Genomic DNA, 16,913 nt, shown 5'->3' with positions numbered 1-16,913 from the left:
GGACACCACGCCTCTTCGGGCGAACTACCAGCGGAAACGTTGGAGTGGAACCGGTTTCGACCGTACGCTTCCTCGCATGGACGACCGCTATTCGACTGTGCGCAGCCGCCAGCTCGGTGTCCGCCTGCGAGAGCTGATGGAAGAGCACCACTGGGGAGTGCGGGAAATGGCGCGCCGGTTGGACTGGCCGCCCACCCGCATCTCCAACATGTTCAACGCGCGGCGTGGCAGCAAGTACATCGACGTGGTCAAGATGCTCACGCTCATGGGCGTGATCGGTGACGAGGCCGCCGAGGTCTACGCCCTCTGCGACGACCTCGACGAGCCCGGGTTCCTGGAGACCTACCCAAATCTGCCGGCGCAGGTGAAAACGTTGGTGTGGCACGAAGAGCGCGCCACAGCGGTCGCGGAGTTCCAGTCGGTGATCGTGCCGGGGTTGTTGCAGACAGCTGCCTATGCACGGGCGCTGATCAATGAGACCGGAAACGTTCCGCGGCCGGACGATGTCGATGAGCGGGTCTTCGCCCGAATGTCTCGGCAAGTCACCTTGTCGAAGCAACCGCTTGCGGCATTCGAGTTCTTTATCCATGAGTTCGCTCTGCGGTTGCCGGTAGGCGGGGCGGATCGAAGTGTGATGTCAGGTCAGCTGCACCAGTTGCTCCAGCTCTCGGTACGACCGAACCTCTCTATCCGGATCGTGCCGTCCGAACTCGGGGGTCATCCCGCATTGGCCGGTCACTTCAAGCTGATGGACTCGGATGTCTATCGCCCGGTCGCCTACCTCGACAGCGAGGTTTCCTCGCTCTTCCTGGAGAAGCCCGAAGAAACGAACGCCTACCGCGATGTTCTGAAGCGCCTTCGTAGAGTTGCACTCGGTGAGGCACAATCGAGGGAGCTGGTCGCCAGCCTGGCGACGCAGCTCTACTCACCGGGAGCAGACCAGAATGGCCGTCGTCTGGCGTAAGAGCACCTACAGCAGCAACGGCGATGGTTGCGTAGAAGTGGCGACCGGTCACGAGGTGCTCGTTCGCGACACCAAGGACCGCGAGGCCGGCCACATCACCGTCCCCGCGGTCGCCTGGCAGGAGCTTCTCAGCCGCTTGAACTGAGCTGGAACATCGGCGGCTCACCTGTTGCCAGCTGTAAACGGACTTCCTCTTTCGGCGTAGGCACCGCGCCCGCGTCGGCCATCGGCAAGGGCCGGGGATGTCGCGGCACGCGTGAGCCCGAGCCGCCGCCGCGGCCGGAGTACACCAACAACCCGTGTTCGGGGTCGGGGACGGCGTCGAGGGCGGCCGTCACCGCGGGGAGGCCGCGGAACCGGTCGCGTTGTGCCTCCGTGGCGAACTCGATCTCGAGCGTGACGCCCCAGCGGTGGACGTGCCACGTCCACTGTTCGGCGCCATGGGTCAGGGCGGCTTCGGTGAGGTTGTCGCCGTGCGCGCGTTGCCAGCTGTGCGCTGCGAACTCCCCGTCGAGAACCTCGATCGACAACCACGAGTCCATTTGTCGACAATAACGCTTCGCGCACCCCGATGGTGTTGCGTTTCGGGGGCGGCGGTGTGAGAGGGTATGGCTTGTGATGCGGATCATGGGGCGCCTCGGCTCGAAAAAACGGTCAAGCGCGCTGGTGGGTGTTGTTGCCAGTGGCCTGCTGCTCGCCGGGTGCGGCGCCGGGCCCAGCCAGGTGGGCGCCGCGGCCGTCATCGACGGCCAGGTCACCACGATCGATCAGGTGCAGGGCCTGCTGGACAAGGCCGTCCAGGAGCAGCCATACGCGCAGCAGCTCGCCGCGCAGCACAAACTCGACCTCGTGGGCCGGGAGATCGTGCGCCAGCAACTGCTCCACGCCGTGGTGCGCAAGGCCGCCCAGAAGGAAGGCCTGTCTACCGACGACGCCGCCATCTCCGCCGCGATGTCGCAGGGCGATCCGCTGGCCGGAGTGCTGCCGGAGAACCTCGCGCAGGACCAGCCCGCGGCCGTGACGCAGCTCGTCTGGCGCGTGCGTGACCACCGCGAGGCGATCACCGACCAGTACTTGGAGCAGAAGCTCGCGGCGAAGTACCTGCCGACGCTGTCGGTGAACTTCGACTACACGAGCATCGGTGCGCCGACGTCCGACAGCGAAGCGCCGGCCATCGACGCGGCGACCGCGCGGAGCCAGGCCATCGCGAAGGCCCAGGAGTACGCGGCCAACCCCAACGCCATCCAGACCGAGATCCAGGGCGGCGCGCAGGGCAACGTCGGGCAGCAGGCGCCGGCGCTTTCGTCGCCGGAGGACGCCGCGACGGTGCTGTTCGGCGTTCCGGCGAACACGGCCATCGCATTCCAGCCGAACCCGACGTCGGCGCCGACGTGGTGGGTCACGGCCATCGTGCGGCAGCGCGCTACCGACAAGCCGGTGGCCACTGACCAGGTCCAGCAGCCGACGCCCGACCAGATCGGGGCGATCGGGGTGCGGTTGCTGCAGCCGTACGTGAACGACGTGGACTACAAGATCAACCCGCGCTACGGCGTGTGGGACCCGGTCGGCATGGACCTCGCGGCCAACGCGAACAGCTTCCAGGGCATCGTGCTGCCGGTCCGGGGTAGTGCTCCGGCTCAGCAGTGAACTCAGCAGTGAGCGGGTCGGTTGTCGTCGTCGCGCACGGGGCGACGGTGCCGGCCGAAGCGGTCGGTTTGGTGCGTGGCGCCGCTGTGTACGCGGCTTCGGACGTTGACGCTGTGCAGTTCGGCGTGACACCGGTTCCGGCGGGAATAACGGGTGACCTCGTGTTGATCACGGCTTCGTCGTCATCGCCGGAAGCTGCCGCGCTGGTGGCCGCGGGTGCGCGCGTGATCGAGGCCCCGGTGGCGCCGCTGGTGGAAGCCGCCGAGGTCATGGACCGCCTGCGCTCGCCCGGCGGCTGCCCGTGGGACGCGGTGCAGACGCACGAAACGCTCCGCCAGTACCTGGTCGAGGAGACCTACGAGCTGCTCGACGCCATCGAGGAGAACGACCGCGAGGCCCTGCGCGAAGAGCTCGGCGACGTCCTCCTGCAGGTGCTCTTCCACGCCCGCGTGGCCGCGGAGGACGCCGAGGATCCGTTCACGATCGACGACGTTGCGCGGGCGTTGACGGCGAAGCTCGTCGGGCGGCACCCGCACGTGTTCACCGACGCGGCGACGGTGGCCACGGTCGACCAGCAGAACCTGAAATGGGAAGAGCTCAAGCAGGCGGAGAAGCAGCGTCGCTCCATTGTGGACGGTATCGCGCTCGGCCAGCCCGCCATCGCGTTGGCCGCCAAGCTCGGGCAACGCAGCGGGCGGGCGGGGATTCCGCTGGACCTGTTCCCGGCCGGCTCGGACCCGGCCTCGCAGCTGTTCCGAACGGCCGCCACGGCGCGCCGGGCGGGCACTGACCCGGAGGGTGAGCTGCGGGCCGTCGCGAAGCAGTTCGCGAGTGACATCCGGGCGGCTGAGGAAGCGGCGCGGGACGCGGGCGTGGAACCGTCGACGTTGGAAGCGGACGGCTGGCGCAAGTTCTGGCCGTAACGGGCATTTCGGGCTTCTTTTGGGTGACACGGTGGTGCGGTAGGCGCCTGTTCGGCCACGCTGTGTGCCCTGGGCGGTACGTCACGCAGTGATCGCGCGCACTCCCGCGTGCCTTCTGTCCCGGGTGGACCGACGATGGTGGTTGGCCGGTCGTCGGTGGAGGAGTTGGGTATGAGCGTGCTGGACGGGATTCTCGAGGGTGTCCGCGAGGATCTGGAGGACCGCAAGCGATCGACGTCGCTGGCCGACCTGCAGGCGCGCGTCCGAGATCTGCCGCCGACGCGGGATCCGCTGCCGGCGTTCCGCTCGCCCGGCGTGTCGATCATCGCCGAGGTGAAGCGCAAGAGCCCGAGCAAGGGCGCGCTCGCCGACATCACCGACCCGGCCGCGCTCGCGGGCCAGTACGAGCAGGGCGGGGCGGCGGCCATCAGTGTGCTGACGGAGCGTCGCCGGTTCGGCGGGTCGCTGGCGGACCTCGAAGCCGTGCGGGCGCGGGTGGACGTTTCGGTGCTGCGCAAGGACTTCATCGTGGAGCCGTACCAGCTGTGGGAGGCGCGGGCGTTCGGGGCGGATCTGGCGTTGCTGATGGTCGTCTCGCTGGAGGGTTCGCTGCTCGACGACCTGTACGGCCTCGCGGTGGAGCTGGGCCTGACGCCGCTCGTGGAATCGCACACGGCCGGTGAGCTGGAGCGCGCGGTCGCTTGTGGCGCGCAGGTGCTGGGGATCAACGCTCGTGACCTCACGACGTTGGAGGTCGACCGGACCGTGTTCAAGGAGCTCGGCCCACAGATCCCGGCCGACCGTGTGCGCGTGGCGGAGTCGGGCGTGGCCGGTCCGGGCGACGTCGCGGAGTACCGCGGCTGGGGCGCGGACGTCGTCCTGGTCGGCGAGGCGCTGGTGCGCTCGGGCGACCCGGTGACGTCCGTCCGCGACTTCATCCAGGGTTAGGGCTTCAGGACGATCCGGCCGAAGACCTCACCGTCGTCCATCTTCCGGTGGGCCAGTGCGGCTTGGTCGAGCGGCAGGATTTCGTGGACGACGCCCTGGAACGTTTCGTCGTTGAACTGCTCCAGGCGCACTTTTTGCAGCGCCTCGCGGGGCACGGTGTCGGCGCTGAAGGTCATGAACGACAGGGACTTCCGGAAGTTCTGCAGGAGCCTAGCGGCGAAGTCGCCGGGTGGCATCCCGCCGACCACGCCGACCACGACGAGGCGGCCGTTGGGGTTGAGCTTGTCGAAGAAGTCCGGCAGGTTCGGGCCGGCGATCAGGTCGACGATGACGTCGTACTTGCCTTCGCCGGTCCCCGCGCGGTCCAGGACTTCCGTCGCGCCGAGTTTCTCGAGGCGCTCACCTCGCTCTTGGTTCGAGGTCGTGACGGCCACGTTCTTGGCGCCGTTTCGTGCCGCCAGCTGAACCGCCGACACCCCGATGCTCCCGGCCGCCCCGCGCACCAGCACGGACTCGCCGGCCTCGAAGTGCGCGTGCGCCAGCGCGAAGTGCGCGACGGCTCCCGAGGTGCCAATGGCCACCGCGTCCTCGCTGGTCAAGGCCTCGGGGATCGGCAGGAAATCGCTCGCCACCGCCTTCTCGGCGTACCCGCCGCCCGTGCCAGTGAACGCCCACACCCGCCGGCCCTTCAGACTCTCGTCGAGGCCCGCCCCGACCGCGACGACCGTCCCGGCGACTTCGCTGCCGGGGATGTGGCCGGGTTTGAAGCCGTAACTGCCGAGCGTGCCGCGCCGGATCACCGCGTCGACCCCGCCGACCCCGATGGCCTCGGTCTCGATCAGCACCTGCCCCGCACCGGGCGTGGGCTCCGGTGTCTCGATGACCCGCAACCCCTCGGGTGGGCCGAACTCCTGAATCGCCACTGCTTTCACCTGCGTGTTCTCCTCTCGATCTCGCCGCCGACGCTAACGGACGGGGGCGTCCGTTTCGGCTAAAGTGAGAGCGTGACGGCTCGTTTGCCTCAGACCTCGCACCCCGACTCCGCGGTCTCGGGGGGTGAGGCTTCGCCCGCGGATGCTTCGCGCACCCTCCGCTCCGACGCCCGCGACAACCGCGACCGCATCCTCAGCGCGGCCCGCGAGGTCTTCGCCGCCGAAGGCCTCGACGTCCCGATGCGCGAAATCGCCCGCCGCGCCGGCGTCGGCCCTGCCACGCTCTACCGCCACTTCCCGACCAAGGAAGACCTGGCGGGCGCGGCTTTCGCGGACCAGCTGCAGGTCTGCCGGCAGATCGTCGACGAGGGCCTCGCCACCCCCGACCCCTGGCTCGGCTTCTGCCTGGTGATCGAAAAACTCTTCGACGTCCACGTCCGCGACCGCGGCTTCACCGCGGCCTTCCTCTCGCGCTTCCCGCGCGCCTTCGACTTCACCACCACCCGCGACTCCGCCCTCACCTCGATCGCCGAACTCGCCCGCCGCGCGAAAACCACGGGCCACCTCCGCCCCGACTTCGTGGTCGACGACCTCGTCCTGGTCCTCATGGCCAACAACGGCATCCACGCCACCTCGCCCGCCGCGCGCGTCGCTGCTTCACGGCGCTTCGCCGCCCTGGCCATCCAGGCCTTTCGCGCCACCCCGCAGCTGTCGCCGCTCCCGCCCGCGGCTCGCCTGCCTCTGCACCCGGTGGTGTGACCACGGCGGCGCTGGTCGATGGATGTTGCTGCTTCTTGTCGCTTCGCCGTGCTGGCGGTCCAGGCCTTTCGCGCCACCTCGCAGCTGTCGCCGCTCCCGCCGGCGGCTCGCCTGCCTCTGCACCCACTGGTGTGACCCAAACCACACAGCCACGAGAACCGTGGGATGATTCGCGGCGTCTTGCCTGATGTGAAGCACCAGAAGCCCGCGCCAGAGGTGGACGAGGAGCAGCTCGTCCGCCGGACTGCGCGGGGCGATCGGGCGGCGTTCGAGGAGTTCTACCGTCGCACGGCGCCGTGGTTGGCGGTGCGGTTGAGGCGCCGCTGTGCGGATGAGCAGGTTGTCGCCGAGGTCATGCAGGAGACGTACCTGGCGGTGTGGCGGGCGGCCGGGTCGTTCGCGGGGGCGGCGGCCGGCGGGTCGGCGGTCGGGTGGGTGTGGACGATCGCCGTGAGAAGGCTGGTTGACGCGTTTCGGCGGAGGGCGCAGCACGCGCAGGTGCCGACCGTGACGCAGGTCGACGTCACCGCGCCGGCGGCGGAGGAGGAAGCGCTCAAGGCCACCGTCGGCGACGAGGTGGGTGACGCGTTGCGCATGCTCGCCCCCGAGCTGCGGCAGGTCCTGCAGGCGATGGTGCTCGACGGGCTGTCCGTCCGCGAGACCGCCGTGCTGCTCGGGCTGCCGGAAGGAACTGTGAAGACGCGGGCGCGCCGCGCGCGGATCGCCATGCGAGAGGCACTGACATGAAACACGTCCCGGATCGACTCCTCACCGGCTACCTCGAAGGCGGCACGCTGCCGGGCGACGAGGAGTGGGCCGCCGAGGCCCACCTGGAGACGTGTGCCGTCTGCCGCGCTCGGCTCGCACAACTGTCCACATCGGACCCGCTGATCACCGACGTCTGGAATGGACTCCAGGCCCAGCTCACCACCAAGCCGCAACGCGTACCCAGCCGCTTCAGGACCCGTAGCTGGGCGACCCCGGTGATGCTGCCGTGGCTGGTGATGACGGTGCTGGTGGCGGTCGTGGCCGTGCTGCTCGACCGCGGATTCCAGGGCAACCTGTCGTTCGTCCAGATTTTCGCGCCGGTGCTGCCGGTGCTGGGCGTCGCGGCGTCGTGGTCACGTGGCCTCGACCCGGCGTACGAACTGGTCGCCGCCAGCCCGCGGGCTGGTCTGGACCTCGTTCTTCGCCGCACCACGGCGGTGCTGGTGGCCGTGGTTCCCGTGCTGCTGGTCGCGGGTTGGCTCACCGGCACGAATCTGGGGCTGGCGCTGCTACCGAGCCTCGCGTTCACCACAGGAACCCTGGCGCTGGGCGGGCTCATCGGCGTGAGCCGCGCGGCGTCGGTGCTAGTGGCCGCGTGGATCGCCGTGCTGGTGCTGCCGATGTTGGCCAAGGGGTCTTCGTTCGCACTGCAACCGGGATCGCTCCCGGTCTGGGGCGGGATCTTCGCGTTGACGGCCGTGGTGGTGGTGCTCCGCCGGAGCGCGTTCACTCGGCTCAGCGCGCACCACTGAGGGAGGAAGGGGACAATGGACATGCGGGCAGTCGAAGCCGCTGAGGTCGCTCCGTCGACCTATGCCTGGGAAATCCAGGCGGAAGCGCTGAAAGTACGGGTGGGGCGGCGGAAAATGGCCGTCGATGGCCTGGATTTGTCCCTGGGCAAGGGAGTCCACGGCCTCCTCGGGCCCAACGGGGCCGGCAAGACCACGCTGATCAGAGCCCTGGCGACAGTGCTCCGGCCGGCGGAAGGCGGGCTGGCGCTGCTCGGTGAGTCGGTCGGGGGACACATCGACCAGCGCCGCCTGCGCCGACGGATCGGATACCTGCCGCAGACGTTCGGGTACTACAAGCGGTTCACGGTGCGGGAGTTCGTCGAGTACCTGGCGTGGCTGAAGGAAATGTCCAAACAGGACATTCCCGCCGCCGTGCAGCGCGCGATCGAGCGCGTGGGCCTCGCCGACCGCGCCGACGACAAGCTCAAAACCCTGTCGGGCGGCATGGTCCGCCGCGTCGGCATCGCGCAGGCTATCGTGAATGACCCGCAGATCCTGCTGCTCGACGAGCCCACCGCGGGTCTCGACCCGGCGCAGCGCGTGCGGTTCCGCGAGCTCATGGCGCAGCTCGGACAGGACGCGTGTGTCGTCGTGTCGACGCACCTGGTGGAAGACGTCGCCACGGCGTGCACCGACGTGGTGCTGTTCGCCGAGGGCAAGCTCGTCTTCCAGGGCACGCCCGACCAGCTGGCCGCCGCGGGCACTCCCGAAGACATCGGCGACAGCCCCATCGAACGCGGCTACTCGGCGCTGCTCAACCACGACCGGGGGAGGGGTTCCTGGTGAGCGTGCTGCGCACCGAGGCGCGACGGACGATCGCGCCCTGGCTCCTGTTCGTGCTCCTGGCCGTAGGGTTGGGGTTCTTCTTCCTGTTCAGCGGGCCGTGGTCGAGGGACGCCGTGGCCTGGGATCTGCAGTGGACACCGTCGGTGCTGTGGTCGCGCTACCTGCTTTCGCTGCTGTGGCCCATCATCGTGTGCGGCGCGGCGCTGCAGGGGATGCGCGACCGGCGGTCCGGAATGGAAGAACTGCTGACCACGACCCCGCTACCCGTCGGGCGGCGCACGGCGAAGGTCGGGCTCGTGATGGGACTGGCCGCTGTGGTCGGTTACCTCGTGATCGTCGCGGTCGGGCTCGGGCAGGTGATCGCGAACGACGGGCGGTTCACGTTCACGTGGGTGCTGCCGCTGCTGGTCGGTATCGCTTCGGTGGTCGCGGGTGTCGCCGTGGGGCTCGCCGTCGGCCGGCTGCTGCCGCACCCGTTGACGGCCCCGGCCGCCGGGGTCGTGGCGCTTGTGGTGGGCGTGGTGCTGCAGATCGCCGGGGAACGTGGCAGCTCGGTGGAGCAGGCGGTGCCGAATCGCATCGCGCTGCTCTCGCCCACGATCACGCAGCCGAGCAGCCCACTCGTCGAGCCGGTTCTCGCCGTGTCGATCGGCCAGCTGTGCTGGCTGCTGGGCCTGGCCGCGACGGGGTTCCTCGTGCTGGCCGCGCGGCGCTGGTCCGCGGTGCTGCCGGCCGTCGTCGGGCTGGCCGTCGCCCTTCCGCTCTTCCCGGCCTCGGCCGCCGACAATTTCACCGACAGCACCGGCGCGGGCAAGCCCGTGTGCGACGGTCCGGTGTGCGTCACCACCCTGCATGCCGACTGGCTGTCCACTGTGGCCGGTCCGGGCAAGGACGCCCTGGCTCGGCTGGCAAAGCTGCCTTCTGCGCCGACGCACATCGTGGAGACGACCGATTCCGAGTACGTCAGCCACGGCCCCGGTGACCCGACCGCGCTCGTCGTGCGCCGCGACAGCTACCTCCTGCGTGGCACAACCGGTCGGACCCTCGAGTACGAGATCCTCGCGAGCGCCCCCGTGTGCTCCGGTGCGGTCACCGACTCGGCGGCCCGCTATGTCGTCGCCTCGTGGCTGCTCGGCGACCTGGTCACCCCGCCCCACGCCGACATCTACGGCCCCTCGATGACCACGTCGATGCGTGACGCGTGGACGAAGCTGCGCGCCTTGCCCGCTTCCGAGCAGCTCACGCGCGTCGCCGCGGCACGCCAGGCCCAGCAGACCTGCTCCGGTGACCCGTACGCGCTGCTGACCGGAGCGTCGCGATGAGGTGGATGACGCTCTACGCCCGCTCGCGCCGGCTGCCCGCGTCTCTCGCGGCCCTGGTCCTGTGTCCGGTGGTGATCCGCGTCCTCGCCGGCGCCGACTGGTCGGTGGTGTTCGCCTCGCTGGCGCTGGGCGCGTCGATCGCCGTCGCGGCCACCGGATTGTCGGGCCAGGACGTGGACCTCGACCGCACCGCCGCGTTCGGCTGGTTCCCGCGGCGGCTGGTGCACCTCGTCGTGCTCGGCGCCCTCGCCGTCGGAGTCCTGCTGGCGGTGCAGGCGTCCGCGATCCCGGCCGCCGTGATCCTGCGCGACGGCCTCGGCCTCGTCGGCCTGGCGGGCTTGGCGGCTTTCGCGTTCGGCGGCCAGTTCGGGTGGACGTTCCCGCTGCTGTGGATCGTGGTCGCGTTGTTCGCACCGCATGATCCACAGGGCCTGTACGAGGTGGTGGCGTGGCCGCTGCAGCCCGCGGACGTCGCTGTGTCCTGGTGGCTCGCTGGCACGTTGTTCCTGCTGGGCACGGGGGTTTACGCGGTGGCGGGGGCCCGCCGCTGAGAACCGCCGGTTGCCGTACCCGCACGGGGGGCGGGTACGGCAACCGGCGCTAGGGCGCAACGATCACTGGTCTTGATCGCGGGCGAAGCAGTCGGTGGCGGCGATGATCGCCGCGGTCATGCTGCCGCCGCCGTGACCGGTGTCGTCGAGAACCACGAGTTCGCTTCCGGGCCAGGCCCGGTGCAGCGCCCAGGCTGTGCTGAGCGGACCGCTGACGTCGTAGCGCCCGTGGATCAACACGGCGGGAATCCCGTGGAGCCGCTCGATGTCACGCAACAGCTGCCCGTCGTCCAGAAAACAGCCGTGGGACCAGTAGTGGGTCACGATGCGGGCGAAGGTCAGCTGAAACGCCGGGTCGGCGATCGCCAGGCGCGGTGCGGCGTCGGGGGCCAGCGACATGTGCGTGTCCTCCCACTCGCACCACCCGTGTGCGGCCTTGGCGCGGACCTCGGGGTCGGGGTCGTGGAGCAGCCGGCTGTAGGCCGCTGACAGGTCGCCGTCGCGTTCGGCGGCGGGTACGCCATCGCGGAACTTTTCCCACTCGCGCGGGAAAACGCGGCCCATGTCACGAGTGATCCAGTCGGTGTCGCGGTGGTCGCCGTTGGTCACGGCCGCGAGCACCAATTCGGTCACGCGCTCCGGATGTGCCTGCGCGTAGGCGAGAGCGAGCGTGACGCCCCACGAGCCACCCCACACGAGCCAGCGCTCGATTCCCAGGTGGACCCGCAGGGCCTCGATGTCGGCGACGAGGTGCTGGGTGGTGTTCGCCGACAGGTCGACGACCGGGTCGGTCGCCGAAGGGGTGCTGCGCCCGGAGTTGCGCTGGTCGAACAGGACCACGCGGTAACGGTCCGGGTCGAACAGGCTCCGCGTTCCCGGAGAGCTCCCCGAGCCGGGACCACCGTGCAGCGCGACGGCCGTTTTGCCGTCGGGGTTGCCCGACACCTCCCAGTACAGCGAATGGCCGTCGCCGACCTCCAGCGTGCCCGACTCGTGTGGCTCGGTCGACGGATAACGCCCGTCCTCGGATTTGGTCACCATGCAAGCATGATCGCGCACCGGTGCCTTGCGCGGGGGCGGAAGCGTGAACGCACCGTTCGACGTCGAGGACGGGCGACGCCGGCGCTGGTTCCCCGGCACTGAACCCCCGCCGCCGGCCCCGTGCACCCCTCGCGATCCAGCCGGTGGACGCGGTGGCCGAGCAGCGGTGCGGGTTCTGGCCGACGATCCGGTAGCGGCCTCAGACGTTGCGGTTGTTCGGCTTCATCTCCAACGGCGGCACATCGGCGTTGTCGATGCCCATGCTGATGATGCGTTCCGGGTGGAGCCGGATGACCGCTCCGTCGAGGTGCCCGTCCGGCGCGAACACGTCGGTGAGCACCTCCGCGCGGCCGCGGATCTCCAGGCAGCGCACGCGCATCGGGTTCAGCGACGGACGGTCGTCCACCACGAAGGCGGCGCGGCCGTTGGCGGCGACGTTGCGGTACTTGCGGCTCTGCGTCAGGTGGTAGCCGGTGATGTCGATGGCCTTGGCGTCAGCGTTGTAGGTGAAGCCCACGGGGCTGACCTGCAGGGTCCCGTTCGGCTGCTGCGTGGCGAGCCGCCCGAGACCCTGCGTGGCGAGGTAGTCGAGTTCTGCTGAGGTGAACATGCACTCCACCGTGCAAGTTCAACCCCACTTGAAGTCAAGCGAACAGGCCGTCGCCCCAGTTCGAGGTGGGGGTGAGGCCCGGCGGAACCGCGAAGTGCGCCGAACCCGTGTGCTGCACGTACTCCATCATCGCGTCCTTCGACGACAGCGCCTGCTGCATGGGCACGTACTGCTTGCGCGTATCGCGGTTGAAAGCCAGGAAGAACAGTCCGGCTTCGAGGTGGCCGACGCCGTCGGAACCGTCGACGAAGTTGTAGCCACGCCGCAGGATCCGGGTCCCGTTCAACGTCTGGTGCGAAGCCAGCCGGATGTGCGCGTCGTCGGCGATCAGGGGCACGCCGCCCTCGCCGCGGACGCCCAGGTCGACCTCGTCGAACTCCGCCGTCTGGCCCAGCGGCGCGCCGGAACCCTTGGTGCGGCCGACGATCTGCTCCTGGCCCTCCAGCGGCTCGCGGTCCCACGTCTCGATGTGCATCCGGATCCGCCGCGCCACCAGGTACGAGCCGCCCGCCATCCAGGTCTGGCCGTCACCGGCCACGGCCCACACCTCGTCGCGCAGGAAATCGGTGTCCTCGGACTTGATGTTGTTGGTGCCGTCCTTGAAACCGAACAGGTTGCGCGGCGTGGCCTGCTCGCGCGACGTCGACGAGCTGCGCCCGAAGCCGAGCTGCGACCAGCGCACCTCCGTGACGCCGAAGCCGAGCCGCGCGAGGTTGCGCACGGCGTGCACGGCGACCTGCGGGTCGTTGGCGCACGCCTGGATGCACAGGTCACCGCCGGTGCGCGCGGGGTCGAGCTTGTCCTTCGGGAACAGCGGCAGGTCGATCAGTTGCGCCGGCCGCTTCGCCGCGAGCCCGAACCGGCCGTCGAACAGCGACGGGCCGAAGCCGATCGTCAACGTCAGGTCGGACGCCGGCAGGTCCAGCGCCTCGCCCGTGTCGCCGGGCGGGGCTTCGGCCGCGCCGCCGACGGCTCCGTTGGGCACGACCTCCTGCCCGGCCGTCATCCGCCGCGCCGCCGAAGTCCACGTGCGCAGCAGCTGCCGCAGCTCGCCGACGTCGGTCGTCGTCACGTCGAACGCGGCGAAGTGCAAGTTCTGCTGGGTCGGCGTGACGATGCCGGCCTGGTGCTCGCCGTGGAAGTCCACAGTGGTCACCGCGGCCTGTGCGGTGGAGCCACCCATCCTGTCGATGCCGACCCCGGCCGCCGCTCCCGCGCCGGCCAGGGCGACCCCCGCTCCCGCCAGGCCGAACAGCTTCCTGCGGGAGACGCGGGTGCCCTCTTCGTTCACTTCGACACAACCTCCGCGACCTTGCTCAGCGGCTCGCTCAGCGCGTCGACCGCCGAGGCGAACGCCTTGATCTCGTCCTGCGACAGCTGGTTGTAGTACTTGAACCCGTCACCCACGCGCGTCTTGTCCAGCAGCGACTGCACGTTGGCGAACTGCTTGTCCAGAGTGGACACCAGAGCCGGGTCGCGCTCCTGCAGGATCGGGCGCAGCGAAGCGATCGCGCCCTTCGAACCGTCCACGTTGGCCTGGAAGTCCCACAGGTCCGTGTGCGAGAACGTCTCTTCCTCGCCGGTGATCTTGCCGGTGGCGACCTCGTCGAGCAGGCCCTTGGCACCGTTGGCGAGGTCGAGCGCGCTCAGCTGCAGCGTCTTGGTCTTGGTGACCAGGTCCTTGACGTCGGTGAGCAGCTTGTCGGCGACCTGCGGGCTGTCGGGCTGCAGGCCGGTGACCCACAGGTCCTTCTCCAGCCGGTGGAAACCGGTGAACTGCTGGCCCGACTCGAGGTCGGCCTCGCGCACGTCGATCAGCGGGTCGAGGTCGCCGAACTTCTCCGCGACGGGCTCGATGCGCTCGTAGTACACGCGCGTGGTGGCGTACTCGGCCTTGGCCTCGTCGACCTTGCCGGCCTTCACGAGGTCGACGAACTTCTGCGTCTCGGTCTCGAGCGCGGCGGTGTTGTTGGCGACGTAGGTGGCGTAGCTCTTGGTGGCTTCGGCCTTCTGCGCGTTGGTGTCGGTCTGCTTCTGCGCGCCGCCGGTGATGGTGAAGTCGCCGCGGATGCCGTTGCCGACCATGCCCGGCTTGCACGCCGTCTGGTACTTGCCGGCTTCGGGGACCTCGACGATGAGCCGGCGGTTGAGGCCGGGGGCGATGTTCTCGACCTCGCCCATGATCCGGTCGCCCTCGGCGTAGAGGTAGAACTCGGTGACCTTGGTGCCCTTGTTGGTGATCTCGAACGTCACGTTGCCCGCGTTGGCGGTATTCACGGCGACGGCGCACGTGCTGTCGGAGGCCTCGACCTTGATCGGGCCCGCCGCGCCGGAGCCGCTCGACGCGGAATCGGTGCTGTCACACGCGGACAGGGCCACGAGGGCGCCGACTCCGGCCAGCACGGCCAGTGGGGTTCTGGGAGAAAGGGGCACGGTCACTCCTTGACAGCGGCCGCAGCGGCTTCAGCCGTGACGGTTTTCTTCTTGGTGGGCTTGAGGAAGAGCGGGAGCACGATCACCACGTAGGCGACCCAAGCGATCGCCTGCAGCACGGTGGTCTGCTGTGAGTAGTTGAAGATCCCCTTGAGCAGCGCGCCGTACCAGGAGGTTTCCGGCAGCGCGCTCGACGCGTCGAACGCGAGGGTGGTCAGGCCCGGGATGAAGCCGGCTTCCTGAAGGTCGTGCAGGCCGTAGCCGAGCACGCCGGCGGCGACGAACACCAGCAGCACGCCGGTGACCGTGAAGAACTTCGCGAGGTTGAACCGCACGGCGCCGCGGTAGAGCAGGTACGCGATCACGATCGCGGCGGCGATGCCGACCACGAACCCGATGAGCGGCTGGATCGTGTCCGACTGCGCGGTCTGCACGGCGGAGTAGAAGAACACGGCCGTCTCGAGGCCTTCGCGGCCGACGGCGAGGAACGACAGCAGCAGCACGGCGGCGGGGCCGACGTTGAGCGCGTCCTCCATCTTGCCGCGCAGCTCCGCGGCCATCTGCTTGGAAGCCTTGCGCATCCAGAAGATCATCGCCGTGACGAACGCGACCGCGACGATCGAGAGGCTGCCGCCGAGCAGCTCCTGGTGCTCGAAGCTCAGCTGCGCGGTGCTGTAGGTCAGGATCGCGCCGACGGCGACCGACAGCAGCACCGCGGCACCCACGCCCGGCCACACGAACTTCAGCGCGTGGCGCCGGTCCGTCTTGACCAGGAACGCCACCAGGATGCTGACCACGAGGGCGGCTTCGAGCCCCTCGCGCAACCCGATGAGCGCGCTCGAAAACACCACTGCTCAGCCCTCCTCCGCATACCTGACCTGATGTTTTTAGGTAAGGCTTGCCTGTAAGTCCAGAGGAGCGTACGCCCGGGAACCCCTGAGTGATCGGACAAAACGGACTACCCGGTCGGGTTAGGTTAGGGTAACCGCAGGTCAGCGGGGTGAACGGCGGATCCATAACGAATTGTGTGATGTGGGCGGCTGGGGCTGGGAGTTAACCGTCCGCTTGCCTTTTGTGAGGCGGAACGGCATCGGGGAGTGTTCGATCGGGGCCTGGCCGTGTCCGGCTCGGGACGCCTGGCGCGAGGCGTTTCGTGATCACCCGATGTGGCGTCACGCGAAGGTGGGAGAAGTAACCTGTCCGGGTGGCCGATACCACTCAGACGACGTCTCCGCCTCGTCGCTACGTCAGCCGGATCGCGTTGTCGCTGGGGCTGGTACTCACGGGGATCGTGCTGGTGGTGACGATCGGGGTGCGTAACCCGGCTCCTTCGGCCGCTCCGCCCGTTCCTGCTGCGACGTCGTCGTTCTCGGTGCCACCGCAGCGTCCCCAATCGGGTGCTACGGCTCCGCGCGCCGGTTTGGCCGCCCCGCCCGACCGTCCGACGGAATCGGACCAGGCGGAGCTGGACGCGTGGGCCGCGCGCGTGGCGGGCAAGACTCAGCTGTCCGCTCGGGTTCTCGCCGCGTACGGCCGCGCGGAAATGTGGATGCGCCGTCAGAAACCGGCTTGCCACCTGTCCTGGGCGACCCTCGCCGGCATCGGCCATCTGGCCACGCCTTCGCTGACCGTGTCTTCCTCGGGTGACATGACTCCCGCTGTCGTCGGCGCTTCCGTCGGCGCGGACACCGACTCCGGCGCCCTCGACGGCGACCGCAAAGCCGACCACGAACTCGGCCCGCTCCACTTCACCCCGGCGACGTGGAAGAAGTACGCCGAACGCGCCAACGGCGACGGCAAACCCGCCAACCCCCAGAACATCGACGACGCCGCCTTCACGGCCGCCCGCTACCTCTGCTCCGGTGGCGACGACCTCGGCACTCCCACGGGCTGGTGGCGCGCGATGTTGTTCTACAACGCTTCGGTGGATTACGTGCAGAGCGTGTTCTCCGCCGCGGACTCGTACGCTGCGGCGAGCGTCGCTCCCTGACAGCGGGTCGGGAAGACAGGCCCCCGCCCTCCCGAGGGGGCGTCCCCGAACCCAGTCTACCGAGGTCAGCGGCCCGGCAACGGGTTTCGCGGAATCTGTGGACAACCTCGCGGGCGAGAGTCACGGTGTGGATAAGTCGGCGAGTTGGCAGGGTGCCGCACTCGCGCCGTGCCAGAGCGGCGCGTCACTTGCACCTCAGGCGTGGGCGGTGATCCGCGTGCCCTTGAGGGCCTTCGCCGGACGCGGCGCGGCGGGAGTGGCGGGCGAAGCGGCGGCGGCGCGCTGGCGGCGGCCGGCCGGGAACCGCGCGTCCAGCTCGACGATCACCGGCGAGAGCGCCGCCAGCAGCAGGACGGCAAGGCCGGCGTAGACGGCGATGAAGGTGAAGACGTTCATCTCGAGCTCCTCGGGTCGTTCTCCGTGATGACTCAAGATTCGCCCACGAGGA

The 16,913-nt window shown here is 69.3% G+C and carries 20 protein-coding genes; 12 read left to right on the top strand and 8 right to left on the bottom strand.

Translation table 11 applies throughout. The annotated features are described in order from the left end of the window. The first annotated feature begins 76 nt into the window (after positions 1-76). Together K1T34_RS11690 and K1T34_RS11685 are read left to right on the top strand one after the other, a co-directional pair. Positions 77-964 (top strand): helix-turn-helix transcriptional regulator, encoded by an 888-nt coding sequence (locus tag K1T34_RS11690; RefSeq protein ID WP_255638459.1) that lies wholly within the window; start codon positions 77-79, stop codon positions 962-964. Beyond that, on the top strand, positions 945-1,109 hold the full coding sequence (locus tag K1T34_RS11685) for a DUF397 domain-containing protein (RefSeq protein ID WP_220244293.1): 165 nt from the start codon (positions 945-947) through the stop codon (positions 1,107-1,109). The genes K1T34_RS11690 and K1T34_RS11685 overlap by 20 nt, the downstream gene beginning before the upstream one ends. On the opposite strand, the gene K1T34_RS11680 is transcribed toward K1T34_RS11685, so the two are convergent. After that, entirely contained in the window at positions 1,093-1,506 is a 414-nt protein-coding gene (locus K1T34_RS11680) for a hypothetical protein (RefSeq protein ID WP_220244292.1), read from the bottom strand. The genes K1T34_RS11685 and K1T34_RS11680 overlap by 17 nt on opposite strands. A 76-nt stretch (positions 1,507-1,582) precedes the next feature. Here K1T34_RS11680 and K1T34_RS11675 point away from each other — a divergent pair, with 76 nt between their 5' ends. From K1T34_RS11675 to trpC, 3 genes are all read left to right on the top strand, one after another. After that, the gene (locus K1T34_RS11675) at positions 1,583-2,611 is read left to right on the top strand and encodes a hypothetical protein (protein ID WP_220244291.1); all 1,029 of its coding nucleotides are present in this window, start codon (positions 1,583-1,585) and stop codon (positions 2,609-2,611) included. An 8-nt stretch (positions 2,612-2,619) separates the two neighbouring features. Further along, the gene (locus K1T34_RS11670; RefSeq protein ID WP_220244290.1) at positions 2,620-3,534 is read left to right on the top strand and encodes a MazG family protein; all 915 of its coding nucleotides are present in this window, start codon (positions 2,620-2,622) and stop codon (positions 3,532-3,534) included. A 171-nt stretch (positions 3,535-3,705) separates the two neighbouring features. Next, a complete protein-coding gene (trpC, locus tag K1T34_RS11665) occupies positions 3,706-4,482 on the top strand; it encodes an indole-3-glycerol phosphate synthase TrpC (RefSeq protein ID WP_220244289.1) in 777 nt (258 codons plus the stop codon). Here the strand turns inward: trpC and K1T34_RS11660 are convergent. Continuing rightward, a complete protein-coding gene (locus K1T34_RS11660) occupies positions 4,479-5,414 on the bottom strand; it encodes a zinc-binding dehydrogenase (protein WP_220244288.1) in 936 nt (311 codons plus the stop codon). The genes trpC and K1T34_RS11660 overlap by 4 nt on opposite strands. Before the next feature lie 189 nt (positions 5,415-5,603). Here K1T34_RS11660 and K1T34_RS11655 point away from each other — a divergent pair, with 189 nt between their 5' ends. From K1T34_RS11655 to K1T34_RS11630, 6 genes are all read left to right on the top strand, one after another. Beyond that, entirely contained in the window at positions 5,604-6,173 is a 570-nt protein-coding gene (locus tag K1T34_RS11655; protein WP_255638751.1) for a TetR/AcrR family transcriptional regulator, read from the top strand. A 165-nt stretch (positions 6,174-6,338) separates the two neighbouring features. Next, positions 6,339-6,920 carry an RNA polymerase sigma factor gene (locus K1T34_RS11650; RefSeq protein WP_220244287.1) on the top strand — a complete coding sequence of 194 codons (582 nt, stop codon included), beginning with the start codon at positions 6,339-6,341 and terminating at the stop codon, positions 6,918-6,920. Next, positions 6,917-7,693 (top strand): zf-HC2 domain-containing protein, encoded by a 777-nt coding sequence (locus tag K1T34_RS11645; RefSeq protein WP_220244286.1) that lies wholly within the window; start codon positions 6,917-6,919, stop codon positions 7,691-7,693. Before K1T34_RS11650 ends, K1T34_RS11645 begins: the two co-directional genes overlap by 4 nt. A 21-nt stretch (positions 7,694-7,714) precedes the next feature. Further along, positions 7,715-8,518, top strand: coding sequence for an ABC transporter ATP-binding protein (locus K1T34_RS11640; protein WP_220247124.1), 804 nt, complete (start codon positions 7,715-7,717; stop codon positions 8,516-8,518). After that, positions 8,515-9,840 (top strand): hypothetical protein, encoded by a 1,326-nt coding sequence (locus K1T34_RS11635; protein WP_255638458.1) that lies wholly within the window; start codon positions 8,515-8,517, stop codon positions 9,838-9,840. The genes K1T34_RS11640 and K1T34_RS11635 overlap by 4 nt, the downstream gene beginning before the upstream one ends. 5 nt (positions 9,841-9,845) lie before the next feature. Beyond that, positions 9,846-10,391 (top strand): hypothetical protein, encoded by a 546-nt coding sequence (locus tag K1T34_RS11630; RefSeq protein WP_255638457.1) that lies wholly within the window; start codon positions 9,846-9,848, stop codon positions 10,389-10,391. Positions 10,392-10,454: 63 nt separating this feature from the next. On the opposite strand, the gene pip is transcribed toward K1T34_RS11630, so the two are convergent. The 5 genes from pip to efeU form a co-directional block, all read right to left on the bottom strand. Then, the gene (pip, locus tag K1T34_RS11625) at positions 10,455-11,432 is read right to left on the bottom strand and encodes a prolyl aminopeptidase (RefSeq protein WP_220244284.1); all 978 of its coding nucleotides are present in this window, start codon (positions 11,430-11,432) and stop codon (positions 10,455-10,457) included. A gap of 199 nt (positions 11,433-11,631) precedes the next feature. Beyond that, positions 11,632-12,042 carry a PPOX class F420-dependent oxidoreductase gene (locus K1T34_RS11620; protein WP_220244283.1) on the bottom strand — a complete coding sequence of 137 codons (411 nt, stop codon included), beginning with the start codon at positions 12,040-12,042 and terminating at the stop codon, positions 11,632-11,634. 34 nt (positions 12,043-12,076) lie between these two features. Then, a complete protein-coding gene (efeB, locus tag K1T34_RS11615) occupies positions 12,077-13,333 on the bottom strand; it encodes an iron uptake transporter deferrochelatase/peroxidase subunit (protein ID WP_220244282.1) in 1,257 nt (418 codons plus the stop codon). Beyond that, complete coding sequence (efeO, locus tag K1T34_RS11610) at positions 13,330-14,475, bottom strand: iron uptake system protein EfeO (protein WP_370643679.1); 1,146 nt, start codon at positions 14,473-14,475, stop codon at positions 13,330-13,332. The genes efeB and efeO overlap by 4 nt, the downstream gene beginning before the upstream one ends. A 2-nt stretch (positions 14,476-14,477) precedes the next feature. Continuing rightward, the gene (efeU, locus tag K1T34_RS11605; protein WP_220244280.1) at positions 14,478-15,326 is read right to left on the bottom strand and encodes an iron uptake transporter permease EfeU; all 849 of its coding nucleotides are present in this window, start codon (positions 15,324-15,326) and stop codon (positions 14,478-14,480) included. Positions 15,327-15,679: 353 nt separating this feature from the next. Here efeU and K1T34_RS11600 point away from each other — a divergent pair, with 353 nt between their 5' ends. Beyond that, positions 15,680-16,465, top strand: a complete 786-nt coding sequence (locus K1T34_RS11600; protein ID WP_255638456.1) for a murein transglycosylase — start codon at positions 15,680-15,682, stop codon at positions 16,463-16,465. A 195-nt stretch (positions 16,466-16,660) separates the two neighbouring features. Here the strand turns inward: K1T34_RS11600 and K1T34_RS11595 are convergent, their stop codons facing one another. Beyond that, positions 16,661-16,861 carry a hypothetical protein gene (locus K1T34_RS11595; protein ID WP_220244279.1) on the bottom strand — a complete coding sequence of 67 codons (201 nt, stop codon included), beginning with the start codon at positions 16,859-16,861 and terminating at the stop codon, positions 16,661-16,663. Positions 16,862-16,913: the final 52 nt, after the last annotated feature.

Source organism: Amycolatopsis sp. DSM 110486 (genome assembly GCF_019468465.1).
Taxonomy (GTDB): Bacteria; Actinomycetota; Actinomycetes; order Mycobacteriales; family Pseudonocardiaceae; genus Amycolatopsis.
This window is presented reverse-complemented; position numbering and strand designations above follow the sequence as displayed.